Source organism: Gelidibacter maritimus, assembly GCF_014062315.1.
Taxonomy (GTDB): Bacteria; Bacteroidota; Bacteroidia; order Flavobacteriales; family Flavobacteriaceae; genus Gelidibacter; species Gelidibacter maritimus.
In genome coordinates, this window is the sequence record NZ_JACGLT010000024.1 from 33,314 (window position 1) to 48,071 (window position 14,758).

The following is a 14,758-nucleotide window of genomic DNA, read 5'->3' on the forward strand; positions in this document are numbered from 1 at the left end:
CCTTCGACTGCCCTTCGTCTGCGCTCAGGACAGGCTGTTCAGGGTGACAGTATGATGTCTGGGGGAGCGCCTAATGTCCGGGTGAGCGCTTCCGATTATTCGGAACGACTATTCGGAATGACTATTCGGAACGAACCCCTTCATTATAACGAATTGTATCTTACTTGACAATTTCTTTGTTTTGGGCTTTACCCTCAGCCCCTAAAGGGGAGAAGGGAGATTTAGCTTTTGGATTTGGCTCTTTTTTTGGACTCTGCTCAGGTTGACAGCCAAATGTCAGGGTGAGCGTAGTCGAACCCTATTATGATGATCAATTATATTTTTGCGTTTCAAGCCCTTCGACTGCCCTTCGTCTGCGCTCAGGACAGGCTGTTCAGGGTGACAGTATGATGTCTGGGGGAGCGCCTAATGTCCGGGTGAGCGCTTCCGACTATTCGGAACGACTATTCGGAACGAACCCCCTTATCTAAGATGAACTATAATTTAGTATATTTAACTCTTACAATTGCGCTCAGGATAACAACACGATGATTAATGACAATATTGAACAAAAATAATCATGTATTTCCAATACTACGTTTACATATTAGAATGTTCGGATAAGTCATACTACACGGGTATAACGAACGATTTGTCTAAAAGGATAGAGGAGCATCAAGCGGGCGTTAAAAGAGATGCATACACCTACAAAAGAAGACCGGTGGAATTAAAGTTCCATCAAGAATTTAATGATGTACTCCAAGCCATATACTTTGAAAAAAAAATAAAACGTTGGACAAGAGCAAAGAAGAAAGCGTTGATTGAAGGTGATTGGGATTTGTTGCAAGTTTTAGCTGAATGTAGAAATGCTACGCATTATAAATATAAACCCGGTAGGGAAGAAGAGTAGTCAATAATGCGGTCCTCACTGTGTTTAATGATTGAGCCAAATATCTGGGTAAGTGCCAACTGTCAGGGTGAGCGCTTCCGACTATTCGGAACGAACCCCTTTGTTCTCACATATTACATTTATTTACTATTTTAGAAGGGCTTGAAACGGCCCTATGGCTAACTCTTAATTCTATCTTGACCCCAGCCCCTAAAGGGGAGAATCGGGATTTGGCTTTTGAAGTTGGCTCTTATTTGGACTTTGCTTAGGTTGACAGCCAAATGTCAGGGTGAGCGTAGTCGAACCCTATTATGATGATCAAAAAAAATCGTCTACCCTTTATTACAGAATAGACGATTGATCATCACTATTAGTTTTATACCATTAGTTTTTATTGAATGGCCACTTTTTTGCTATACCCATCCGTACTGGTTTTGACTTGAATAATATAATTCCCAGTTGCAATATCGGTTACCGGAATGCGAATGGCGTCTGTATATTGGTGGTCTGATATATGCCAAGTTTTGACTGTTTGTCCAATCATATTGATCAAGGCTATCTCACGCACATCACCGTTATTGACGGTATTCAAATAAATCTCAGCCGTTTTTTGTAGGTACTTTACACTAATATCATTAATCGCTTGATCAACGGTTGATAAGGACGAATCTTGACTGAAGACGATGTAAAAACGATCGTCATATTGACCAGCTAGCATTGGCATGCGGAAGTTCTTAGTGTTGATTTGTGTGTAGGTATTCAACTCCGAATCATAAACAAAAACATCAATTGGTGTCTCAAAATTTTCTAGACCAGTGAGAGCGAGCGCAACATTTCCATCAATCTTTAAGGACATATCCAATGGATATTTTTTATTGATATCAAACGCACCAACGCCTTGGATGACAAACTTTTTACCTTCTATGGCGAAAGAAAGATCACTTGGGAAGTCGTCACTATTTAAGCCATCATACCCGTAATCAATACCATCAGTAGCTGAATCATCAGGGGTAAAACCCAACAATAACGACCTTGTGGCGCCTTCTGGGGTTGTGAACTCCAAGCGCACGCGCTGAATGGCAGTGTTGGTTGTGGCTCTTTTTTGAACGTTCTTTGAGCTTTGATCTGTACCTCTTAAAAATACTGACTCGCCGTCTTTTTCTTTGACGAATTCACGTTGGCCATTATTAAATTCAATTTGACCTCCCTCATCACTCACTTCTACATAAAATCCTTGACCTACCGGAATATAACGTCCTGGTGTTTTAAAAGCCTTACCTGAACCTGCAATTCCTGATGATGTGGATTTGCCTGCTGGAGGTCGTGCCGCTTCTACTGAACCTGTTTTTACGTAGTAAGAATAACGGCCTTGATAAGCAGCAAACACGTGGGTTTTACCATCTGGCGATTGCTCCCAAAACTGTAAGGCGCTGCCAGGCTTAAGCACCTCGGAATTATCATCAAAAAACTGATTCGCGTCAATGGCTGATGGGTAAGGGTTACCGATAACGACCGCTTGACCTGGACCGCTAACAGGAACATGAATGGTCCCATTATTAGGTTGACCTTTAAAAGTATAGTTTTTATCGTCGGCGGTAGGTGCTCCAGTACCTTTCATCAAGAATCCAAGACCAACTGACACCTCTGATTTCTCATTAATACGTTTCCAAGCATTATAATCATCCGCGCGGCCTTTGTAAGTATATAACCAACGTTTGCTCAAGGTTACTGCTGGCGTGGTTGGGCTACCATTATGATTTGCTGTCCATTGCACTGGAAAGGCGCCATCGTAAATCACCTCTCCTAAACTATAGGATTTTGATCCTTCAGATCCAGCAGTATGCACTGGACTTCCCCAATAGTTATAATTGTACATATTGCCTGTGCCTTGCTGATCGCGCATAAGCACGCCAGTTCCCCCACCAAGAACACTGTTTTCTTTTTGAATTAATTGCGATTCGCCCACCAATTCTAAAACAGCACCTTTGCTGATATTCAGATATTGTGAAACCTCTAAGCTCTGTCCGTCGTTTTTATCAAGGCCTTGAATGGTCAATTTATGGGCATCAACCAGAAGTCCGGCAACTTTAATGTCTTTTCCTGTTGCTGTAATATTATGGGCAGTTTTTACAATATGCCAATCAACGCGTGTCTTGCCATCAATACCAATTGAATTAGGGGCTTGTTGAACCCTTCCATTTTTCCAGGTTTCGGCTTGGACCCATTCACCATCTTGTGCAGTGGTATATGGTAGTGGAGCGGATTCAAGTTGCATGCTATGCATCCCAGTCAATGAGCCAATATTGCTCGATCCTGAATTATCAGCCAAGGTGTCGCCAGAAATATCCACCCCTTGGTTCATTCGGTAATAGCCATCTAAGTCCTTCCATTTCAAATCGGCTATATCAAGGCCAAGGACCGAACCACGAACCGCAGTGCCGTTTTTCTCAATCTCTTGATTCATCATCTGACGAATATGGTCTTCGGTCAACGTCGTATGCCAAATGCGAACTTCATCCATAGCGCCGTTATAAAAGTCCTGGGCTCTGTTTCGCCAATTGTTACTAGCGCCAAGTAAAACGTCATAAAAGCTATAAGTTGGTGGTAATCTCCATCGTTTTTTTGCAACCTCAATGCCATCAATATATAATCGGTAGTCAACACCATCATAAGTTACTGCCACATGATACCATCTGCTGTTATCCACCGTGTACGGTGATTCAATTGTATGTATATCCCAATTGAAACTAAGTTTTCCATTGGCCAAGCTTATATCATAGCCACTCAACATATTAAAGCCTCGTTTTGAAACTAAAGTTTGCATTGGTGCCGCGCTCATGGTAGGTTTTATCCATAATTCGATGCTAAATTCGCGTCCAAAATTGAATTCATTACCAAAATTGACATAGCTTTCTTTACCATTAAAATCGAAGAAATCTCCACATTTAGCAAATGTCACCGTCATGGTATCTGAAGTATCACCACATGCTGAAGCATTAAATCTCTGCCATTGCAAGGTATAGGTCTCATCCAATTGTCCTGTAAACGTTGACTTCGGATCATTTATATTGCTAAAGCTGTAACTTGTTCTTGGTTGCCCAGAGATTACTGACCATTCTCCACGCGAATTTTGTGCATTTAGATTCACACTCACAACACCACAATTATCACTAGCATAATCTATATCGCTGCCGGCATCGGCTGCGGTATCTGGAACTGTAAAGTACACCTTGATCATCATATAATCCACAGAGGCATCTTTATTCCCGTTTCCGGTAGTTTTTACAGAAAGTACGGCTCCAAAATCAGCATTATTGATGTCGTCTGGAGTCCAATTAATACCCCAATCATTCCTTTTGCCACCGTAAGTTGTTTCATTCTGACTAGTTGGCCAATTTCCAGAGTTTGCGAGGTTGTTAGAAAAGGTGTTATTTCCTTTCACAAGTCTTACTTGAACGTCTTGTATATTTCCATTGCCAGAAGACTTTTGTGCTCTTTTAATGATAAGCTCAATGCCATCAATGGTAGCACAGTCAGGAATTTTAAATCCATAATCAGTTCCTTTTAAATAACCTGAAATGCCTTTAAGTTTAATGGTAGCATAGCTATTTTCGACTGTTATGTTTTCAGGTTTTGTCCAATTATTTTTTGTCATGTTTTCGCCCTTTCCAGCATGCTTTGCTTCTGGATCTTGTCCATAAGACATTCCGACGAAAAACGATAAAAGAATAAATGATAATAAGTAGGTGTAATTTTTTTTCATAATCTGTAGGTACTCTAATTCCGGAACTTAATTCCGAAGGTTGTGGGTAAATTTGGGTTATAATAATGCAGAATTGGGATCTGCTTTTAACGGAGGGAGGTGCAAAAGTATGGCGATACCGTACAGTGTAGAAATAATTTCGATAGGAAGCAATTTTAGTCGTTAGGCACTAAGAACGTGCAAATTTCAACGATGAACAACCGTGTTTTTTAGGATTTAAGTTGAATTATCAACGTCTTGCGGCTCTTTTTATAAGGGGGGAAATCAGTAACCAAAATTGGACGCCAATATTTTTTTTGGGTAGGTTAGAACGTAATTCCAATTATGGTCTTAAAGAAGACATTCCTATTTTAAAGAACGATGGATTTAAGCGCAGAATAAAGCATAAAGGAGGCAAGGGATAGATAGGTGTTATAAAACCAATAGGGATAACAACTCGACGATATATGGTATAGAGTGAAAACCATCTAGTCCAACTCAAATAGAGACAAACAGACTGAATGCTCAACGCTCTATTCTCAGAATAACAGGTCATGACCATAATAATCCATAAATCTTGTAAGTTTACTCGCAGTGCAGAAGGAGCAACGTTGTTTTTTTATAAACCCATTCGGGTCATCATGCCAATGGCTATCGAAACTGGGAGGTTTGGTTCCGAAAATCCCATACAATTCCATTCATTCTTAGCCTACTGTCTATAGATTAACGACAAGTAAAAGTTTCATAGTTTCAGTGTAATCTGTGTAATTTGTGTCCAAAACAAATCCGTGATAATCTCAGAAATCTGCGTCTTCGGCGTACCATCTGTTCCAAAAAAAATCGCCCACTCTGTTTAAAGAGTGGACGATTGATTTAAAAAGCTCATAGTCATCTATGTGCTCATATTTTACTAAAAAGGAGTTAATTGATCAAGATGCGATTATGGCGGTAATTCTGATCAGATTCCAAAACCGTTAAAACCACTTGGTTCTGAAGATGGGCCATACTCAAGGCGTGCGTTTCAGTTGTATGATTTAAGTCATGTGAGCTGATCAATTGACCTTGTAGCGTGTACAGTTTCAATTGGAGTGGTATGCCTTGGGTCTTGATATTTAGCGTTTTTGAATTTCGAAAATAATTTAAAGACACCTCATTTAAACTGTTGTCCTGATTCGAAAGTATTTGGTAGCTTTTATTATTGGAAAAGGCGATAAAGAACCGATCTGTATACACACCACTATCAATGGTATTTTTGTAACTGACTTCATTAATTTTATGGTAGGTTTCACGCCATGCATCATAAATAAACACAGGAATTGGTGTGTCAAAGTGTTCAAGGGCGGTCAACGAAATTTCAATGGGTCCAGAATTGCTCATAAACATCCCGAAGGGATAGCGCTTCAATTCATTATAAGCGCCTACACCTTGAATCACAAAGCGTTGCGAATCAATCAACCAATTCAGGTCATCTGAAAGCTTGTCCCGATTGCGGGCATCATAACCATAATCAATGGCATCACTGGCACTATTGTCTTTGGTAAATGCCAATAATAAATGACGGACAAAGCCTTCTGGGGTTTTAAAATCAATTCGGACACGTTGGATGTTGCTTTTGCTTTTGGTGTCCGTTTGCGCATAAACTGTAAGGCAGCAAAAAAATGCCATACATAAGTAGATTAAATTTTTCATAGCTATTAATTATAGATTTGGGGTATACAAACCTAATTAAAAACCAAAGTTTGTCCTATGAAATACGTACATTTTGGATTAAGTGTAATTCTCTGTAAGTCAACAACTACAAGCGGTGTTGAGATTGTGTTATTTTCCCACATTTTTGAATGTAATAGGTTCTATTATAATGCTTTTGAAGTCTAATTTGTGTCACTAATAGATTTTAAATCCGGGAGGTGCGTTTTCTTCGAAAAAAGTATGTTTTTACACCTATTGGTTAACGAACCTCTTTATGATGATCAATTATATTTTTGCGTTTCAAGCCCTTCGACTGCGCTCAGGGTGACAGTATGATGTCTGGGGGAGCGCCTAATGTCCGGGTGAGTGCCAAATGTCAGGATAAGTGTCTAATGTCCGGGTGAGCGCTTCCGATTATTCGGAACGACTATTCGGAACGAACCTCTTTATTATAACGAATTGTATTTTACTTGACAATTTCATTGTTTTGGGATTTACCCCCATCCCCTAAAGGGGAGATCAGGATTTGGCTTTTGAAGTTGGCTCTTTTTTGGGCTATGCTCAAGTTGACAGCTAAAAATCAGGGTGAGTGCCTAATGTCAGGGTAAGCGCTTCCGACTATTCGGAACGACTATTCGGAACGGCTATTCGGAACGAACCTCCTTTATGATGATCAATTATGTTTGTGCGTATTAAGCCCTTCGACTGTCCTTCGTCTCCACTCAGGACAGGCTGTTCAGGGTGACAGACGAATGTCAGGGTGAGCGGAGTCGAACCCCATTGTTCTCACATATTACATTTATCTATTCTTTTAGAACGGGCTGGGGGAGGTCAAATTACTAATTCTTAATTCTGTCTTGACCCCCAGCCCCTAAAGGGGAGATGAGAGATTTGGCTTCCCAATGTCAGGGTGAGCGCTTCCGACTATTCGGAACGAACCCCATTGTTAACATCAAAAAAAAAATCGTCTACCCCTAGTTAAGAGATAGACGATTGGCAATAATCATTGGTTGGTTAAACCTTTTTAAAATTTAATGATTACTTTTTTGTTATAACTGTTCGTATTGGTTTCCACTTTCAGAATGTAATTGCCTTCAGCAATATCTTTCACCGGAATCTTGAACTCTTGTCCAAAATTCATATTAGTCATGTTCCATGATCTGACGGCCTGTCCAGCCATATTGATAAGGTATACCTGACGTGCTTCAATACTTGCCGGCGTCTTTACGTAGATTTCATCCGTTTTTTGCAGATACTTCACGCTAATATCCTTAAAGTCCTGATCAATGATATCCAAGGTGGTGTCTGGTTGGAACACGATGGAGAAACGACCGCTATAGTTGCCCGCTTCCAAGTTGGCTTGGAAACTTACCGTGTTGATTCTGGTATAGGTATCCAATAACCCATCGTGCACATAGACATCAATGTCTTCGTCAAAATTCTCTAACTCTGTTAAAGAAAGTTCGACATTTCCACTGATTTTCAAGGTCATGTCCAATGGATATTTCTTGTTGATGTCAAAAGCGCCTACGCCTTGGATGATATACTTTTTACCTTCTATTAAAAAGGACATATCACTTGGGAAGGCGTCCCTATTTAGAGCATCATAACCATAGTCAAATCCGTCCGTTGCATCATTATTAGGTGTAAACGCCAATAATAATGGTCTTATGGCTTCCTCAGGTGTTTTGAAAGCTAAACGGACTCTTTGTATTTCATAATCGTCTGTATCGTCTCCCGTGGCAGCAGCAACCTTTTTCTGGTTTTCGCTGCCTCTCAAAAAGACCGATTCACCAGATGATTCTTTTTTGAAAGCCCTCTGACTGTTTCTGAATACAACCTCGTTGGTCACCTGATCGTCGTCATCGGCAGCCGTTACAAAGAACCCTTGAGCAACTGGAATAAAATACCCTGGAGTCAAGTTACCGGCATCACCCACCCCGCCTATCATATCGCCAGGAAATGATGCTGCAGCGGTACCACCACCTAAAGTTAAGGAGGCATAACCGCCCTCATAATCTCTTAAGTAATGAGAATTGTTGGTGGTAGATTGTCTCCAGAAGGTTAATGATCCATCAATACTACCTGTTGACCCTACATTAGCACCCGCTCCTGGCATATTATCCTTGATAAATTCACGGGCGTCAATTGCCGAAGGATAAGGGTTTCCAACCAACGTTTGGTTTTCTGTTCCTGCTGACGCTGTTACAGTATTTGTAATGGTCCCATTATTAGGCTGCCCTACAAACGTATAATTTTGCATGGATGATCCATTACCTGCACCACTGCCTTTCATGGTAAAACCTAAACCAAGATCAAAGTTTCCTGTTGCGCCTTTATGGAGCCAAGCAGAATGATCGCCGTTAAGACCCTCAGAATATTCATAAATCCATCTGCTGCTCATTGTATTTGTAGCATTATTAGCATCAGTTCCGCTTGTCCAAGTTATAGCTTGTAAACTATTTGGATCGGAAGCTTTAAATAAAATACTATTCAAATTATACGTGGCTCCGTCAACATTTACTGGACTTCCCCAATAGTTATAGTTAAATAAACTACCAGATCCTTGTTGATCGCGTTCTAAGTATCCAGTACCAGTGTAATCTACAATACTGCCTTCAGGTTGTAGTAATTGTGATTCGCCAACAAGATCTAAAACGCCGTCTATTTTAAGGTATTTGGTCACCTCTATGCTTTGTCCATTATTAGGGTCAGAATTTTCTATAGATAGCGTATTGTCATTTACTATTAAACCTAAAACTTTAATGTTCTGATTGTTAGAACTAATGTTATGTCTTGTTCTTACAATATTCCATTCTACAGGAGAACCATTGATACCTACAGTATAAGGGATCTGTAAGACCCCTCCATCTTCCCACGTTGAAGCAGCTGTCCAAAGACCATTGGCTGCAGTTTCATAAGGTACGGGAGCAGATTCTGGTTGTTGGGTGGTCATATTTCTTAGTACCCCGTCAACACCTACATTGGCTACTAAATTACCTCCAACAACATTAGGAATACGGTTCATTTGATAATAGGCTGTTAAGTTAGACCAATTAAGCCCTGTGCTTACCAACGGACCGGTGGTGCTACCAATCACGACACCTCCATCATTTTCTACTTCTTGATTCATCATTAACCTTATTTGGGCAACCGTTAAAGTAGTGTTCCAAATACGCACTTCATCCATCCACCCGTTATAATGGTTGGTGGGCGTATTGTTTGGCCGCGACATAGCTCCCAATAAGGTATTGGCAGTATTTGACGCTGGGCTGATAGTTGTATTTCTTGTATTCACAAGAAGACCATCAACATAGAGTCTGTAAGCAGCACCATCAAATGTGACCGCAATATGGTACCATCTACTGGCGGTGATACCACTTCTAGTAACAGAGATGTTATTCGCATGAAATTGGATGCTATTATCAACCAATCTTAAGTCATAGCCTGTGGTCCAATTACCCGCATTACGTTTTGACAGAATAGTTTGAATATTGCCATTTATAGCATTGGGTTTTATCCAAGTCTCGATACTAAAATTACCAGACAGATTATAAGCATCATTGAAATTCACACTATTGTCAATTCCGTTAAAGGTCAAATTATCTTCACAATCCATGAGCGACACAGTAAAAGTATCTGCATCTACGGCACAAGGAGCAGGGTTTGTCAAGGTCCAGGTTAATGTATATTCAGCACCACTTTCACCAGTAAAAGTTGCATTAGGATCAGTTGTATTAGAAAAGCTAAACACACTGCCTGACGTAACTGCTGTTGCAGACCAGATACCATTAGTACCGTTAGCCGTCAACTGAAGGGTTGTATCACTACAACTTGTAATAGCAGTGGTGTTGCTCGCCGCTGCATTGACGAATGGAATAATGGTCACTATTATAGAATCTGCCGCAGGTGGACATACTCCTGGTGGATCATTAGTGGTATAGGTAAGAGTTACACTACCGTTTGCAATGTCTGCTGCACTTGGGGTGTAAGTAGTTCCGGATATAGTTCCGGGAGTACCACTTGAACTCCACGTGGCTGACGTAGCACTGCCACCAAAGTTAGCCCCTGACAAGTCGAGTGTTTGCGTAGAACAAATAGTTTGATTGGTTCCAGCATCAGCTGTTGCAGATTCATTAAAAGTAAACAATACTGTATCTACACCAGAATTACAAACACCTGCAGGATTACTTGAGGTCAATGTCAAAGTAACACTTCCGGCCGCAATATCTGCTGCACTCGGACTGTATGTGGCATTCATGGTATTTGCATTAGGTGTGAATGTACCACCAGTACTTGAGCTCCACGTTGCCGAAGTTGCTGTACCGCTAAAACTACCATTAAGTGCAATAGGTCCGGCATTACAAACGGTAAGATCAGCACCTGCATTGGCAATTGAGGCAGAATTTACCGTGAGTGTTACGCTATCTGTACTTGGTCCGCAAGGCCCTGCAGGATCATCAGTAGTTATGGTAAGAGTAACATTACCTGAAAAACCACTGTTAGGAATAAACGTTGCTTGCGGATCAAGAATATTACTAAAATTACCACTATTAACTGGCGAGGCTGTCCAAGTCACGCCTGTCGAACTGCTACCGTTTAAAACAAATGGTGTATCATTACATATAGTTTGATTGACCACGCCAGTAGCCACAGTTGGTATTTGATTGATCGTAACCACCATTGCATCACTCACAGGTGGACAAACGCCATCACTTGGGGTGTTGGTGTAAGTTAAAGTCACTGAGCCGTTATTAGCATCAGAAATACTTGGTGTATAAATATTTCCAGAAATCGTTCCAGCACTACCAGATGATGTCCATGAACCAGAAGGGTTACTACCTCCTAATGATGCACCTACAGTGCTTAGGTTTAAAGTATCACCTTGGCAAATTGTTGCTCCAGGACCGGCATCTACAGTTGGCGTTTCGTTTATTGTAACTGATTCTCCGGTTATTGTATCTGAGCACCCAAGACTACTTGTATGAAAAGTAATATCAGTATATGCTATGGAAGTTAGAGTATAAGTTCCGACTCCAAGGCCTGTAAAAGTAGAAGTTCCACTTTCATCGATATTAAAAGTTAATGAATTAGTGCCATTTGTTGTATATGTGACTGTCGTGTTTGGAGTACCGCTAACTACAATATCTTCGCCTTCACAAACTACATCAGGATTAGTAATTGTTGCTGTTGGTGATTCTAAAATATGGATTTCAAGATTGTCTACAGCCAAACTGCATAATGTACCACCATCACCTATTAATGAAATAGTAATAATATCTCCTGCTTGGGCGTTTGAAGGAAGCGTATATTCGCTATCCACAGTTTCTGTAGTTATTGAAGTTGTGACAGTGCCATATTCTCGGCAACCTCCCCACCACCATCGACGAACGCAAACTGTTTCTGTAGTTGTGATTGTCGTGGTTGAAAATGTGCCAGAAGTACCGTTAACACCTCCATTGTCATCCCATTCCCAATCTTCGTAATCTAGGCCACCAACATAACCAGCCATAGGAACGGTTAATGTTCCTTCGCAAACATAAATGATGTCAGTGTCACCATCATCATCATCTGGGGTGTAAACTTCAATATCAGCACTACCTAAGTTAAGAATTTCAATATAACCTGTTAAAACACTTGAACTTCCGCAAGGATTATTGGCTCTTATTTCTACTGTGTACGGAATAGGAAGGAATAAAATCCATTGTTGGGGAGCAGTAACTAAAACGTCAATGCTATTAGAGCTTGGGTCAGATACAATTTCAAAGCCATTATTGTTTCTAACGTTTCCATTTAGGTCGTAAAAAGTCCAGGTATATGATTCCACATTAGGGTCTAAAGGAACATTTAGGTTAATGGTTTGGGGAGTATCACAAACATTCGCTATGTTAAACTCATTATTCATTTGGGAAGGTCGAGTCGGAGATCCGTTAAAGACTTTTACCACTCCATCAATAGATATAGCCGGACCACATCCATTTGTCGTTATTCTATATTGAAAAGTACCTACTGTAGTAGTTGACCCTTGTAGAGTATATACCCCAGTTGCAGCATTATAACTTCCATTAATTCCAGATGGAAGTACAGGTGTGCCAATTCGAGTGAGGGTAGGAGCTGGTCCTCCAGGGTTTAATTGAAATTGAATAGGTGTCATTGGAGCTCCATTATTACATAAACCCTCATACGCGTCAGGAGAGATTAATGCCAAAGTTGCATTTGGATTAACCGTTATTGTTCCAGTCCTATAGGCTGAACCACAACCTGTTGGTGTAACCGTATAATTGAATATCCCAGATTGTGTTGGAGTACCATTCAACCGAAATACCCCACCTGAATAATTTCCAGTAACACCTGCGGGTAGTCCTGTAACTGTAGCCCCTGTAGCATTTGTCAACGTGAAATTAATTTGTGCAATCGCCGTATTTATACATCGTGTTTGATTTCTATTTCCAGGGTTACTTATCGTTGCGTTAGGTGATACTGTTATTGTCACACTTTGTGTTTGAGGTATAGGCGTGGCACAACCGGCATTAGAATTGACATCAACAGAAACAACTTGATTATTGGTTAAACTGTTGCTCGAAAACGTATCGGTTGTAACTCCTGTAGAGATACCATTTATTCTCCAAAGATAGGTAGGGTTAGCACCAAAGTTTTGTTGATTGGTGATGAAGAAGTTCGTATTCTCACCATTACAAATAGTGGTTTTTGAAGCATTTAAATTAAACGATACCGGAAGCAAAGGACTAACAGTCATCGTAATACTATTACTAGTGATAAGTGTATTACAAGGTCCGGCTGTGATTTCTACATAAACATCATCGCCGTTATTTAGTCCGGTGGTAGTATAGGTGTTGCTATTTGTACCAACTGCGCTCCCGTTTTGATACCATTGGTAATTTGGCATTGTGATTAAGCCTAAATGGCTTGTTGTTGCCTCAAAAGTAACTGAAGTTCCACTACAAATTGGAGAAGCAACACTTGAGGTAATTGTGGCTGTTGCATTTTGAATGTAATCATTAACAGTTACGGTTGTATTACAAGTTGAAGAATTACCGCTTGCATCTGTAACAGTTAAGGTGACGTTGTTTGTACCAATATCTGCACAAGTAAAAGAAGTTTGACTTGCTGCATAGGTTAATGTGCCTCCACAGGCGTCAGAAGAACCATTATTTAGTGATTCTGGTGTAATAGTCGCATTTCCTGAAGAATTTAAAGTCACCGTAAGAGGTTGACAAAGGGCAATTGGCGCTTGGTTATCTTCTACATTTACAACAAACGAACAGGTTGATACCAACCCATCGCCGTCTTCAGCAACCACGTCTACTGTTGTTGGTCCCACAGGAAAGTTATATGGAAAGCTAATTGCAGTACCACCTATTTCATAACTAATGGTTGGAGATCCCGTACAATTATCTGTTGCAGTAGCTGTAAACGATAAAGTTGAATGACACTGGTCTTGATCAGTATCGTAAGATGCCAAAGGCGTAGGACATGTGATTACAGGTGGTGTGTCGTCCACAACAGTAATGACTTGTTCACAAGTGGCTGTTAAGCCTGCGGTGTCAGTAACGGTCCAAGTTACGGTATGTTGTCCTACTGGAAGTGGTAGCTGTCCTGCCAAATTGTTGGACACAGAAGCCACTGTACAATTATCATCAGTTGTAGGTTCATCTAAAACTAAAGTTGCGACTTGACAATTTGTATCTGCACTGACAGTTATGTCAACAGGGCATACAATTGTAGGCAATTCGTCATCAGAAACTGTCACGGTAAATGAACAAACACTGGTCAAGCCATTGGCATCAGTAGCCGTATACTCTATAATGGTTGTTCCAACAGGGAAAACACTCCCACTTGTTAAACCTGACATGTCGGTTTGGGTAACAACAGCCGTCCCGCAATTATCGGTAGCTGTGGGTATTGTAAAATTAACAACGGCACCACAGGTATTAAGATCATTGCTTAGATTAAAATTTGTAGGACATGAGGTGAAGGTTGGGGGTATGGTATCCTCAACCGATATGGTTTGTGTCTCTGTAGTTGTGTTCCCGCCATTATCCGTTACTGTCCATTCACGGACAATAGTTCCGACACCGTTCACAACAGTATTGCTGATTTCAGAATAGCTGACCGTAAGTGTCGTATCGCAATTATCTGTAGCGGTTACTGTAGGTACCGTTGGAATGGCATCACATTGCACCGTAACATCAGCAGGTACGCCGCCAAGAATTGGATCCGTTGAATCGATAACCGTAATAGTCTGCGTATCAGTAGTTGTATTCCCGCCGTTGTCGGTTACAGTCCATTCACGTACAATAGCCCCCATACCGTCCACAACAGTATTGCTGGTTTCAGAATAGCTGACCGTAAGTGTCGTATCGCAATTATCTGTAGCGGTTACTGTAGGTGCCGTTGGAATGGCATCACATTCTACCGTAACATCAGCAGGTACGCCG

The 14,758-nt window shown here is 40.8% G+C and carries 4 protein-coding genes; 1 reads left to right on the forward strand and 3 read right to left on the reverse strand.

Annotation, left to right across the window (positions count from 1 at the left end; translation table 11 throughout):
* Positions 1-559: 559 nt before the first annotated feature.
* The gene (locus H3Z82_RS18515) at positions 560-889 is read left to right on the forward strand and encodes a GIY-YIG nuclease family protein (RefSeq protein ID WP_182206981.1); all 330 of its coding nucleotides are present in this window, start codon (positions 560-562) and stop codon (positions 887-889) included.
* A gap of 370 nt (positions 890-1,259) precedes the next feature.
* On the opposite strand, the gene H3Z82_RS18520 is transcribed toward H3Z82_RS18515, so the two are convergent.
* The 3 genes from H3Z82_RS18520 to H3Z82_RS18530 form a co-directional block, all read right to left on the reverse strand.
* Positions 1,260-4,631, reverse strand: a complete 3,372-nt coding sequence (locus tag H3Z82_RS18520; RefSeq protein ID WP_182206982.1) for a LamG-like jellyroll fold domain-containing protein — start codon at positions 4,629-4,631, stop codon at positions 1,260-1,262.
* 900 nt (positions 4,632-5,531) lie between these two features.
* Entirely contained in the window at positions 5,532-6,299 is a 768-nt protein-coding gene (locus tag H3Z82_RS18525) for a hypothetical protein (RefSeq protein ID WP_182206983.1), read from the reverse strand.
* Positions 6,300-7,323: 1,024 nt separating this feature from the next.
* Positions 7,324-14,758, reverse strand: a 7,435-nt coding sequence (locus H3Z82_RS18530) for an HYR domain-containing protein (protein WP_182206984.1), incomplete at its 5' end; no start/stop codon positions are given.

What these genes read in the sequence shown, in the direction of transcription:
- H3Z82_RS18515 (WP_182206981.1), top strand. Translation starts at nt 560, where the DNA reads ATGTATTTCCAATACTACGTTTACATATTAGAATGTTCGGATAAGTCA.
- H3Z82_RS18520 (WP_182206982.1), bottom strand. Translation starts at nt 4,631, where the DNA reads ATGAAAAAAAATTACACCTACTTATTATCATTTATTCTTTTATCGTTT.
- H3Z82_RS18525 (WP_182206983.1), bottom strand. Translation starts at nt 6,299, where the DNA reads ATGAAAAATTTAATCTACTTATGTATGGCATTTTTTTGCTGCCTTACA.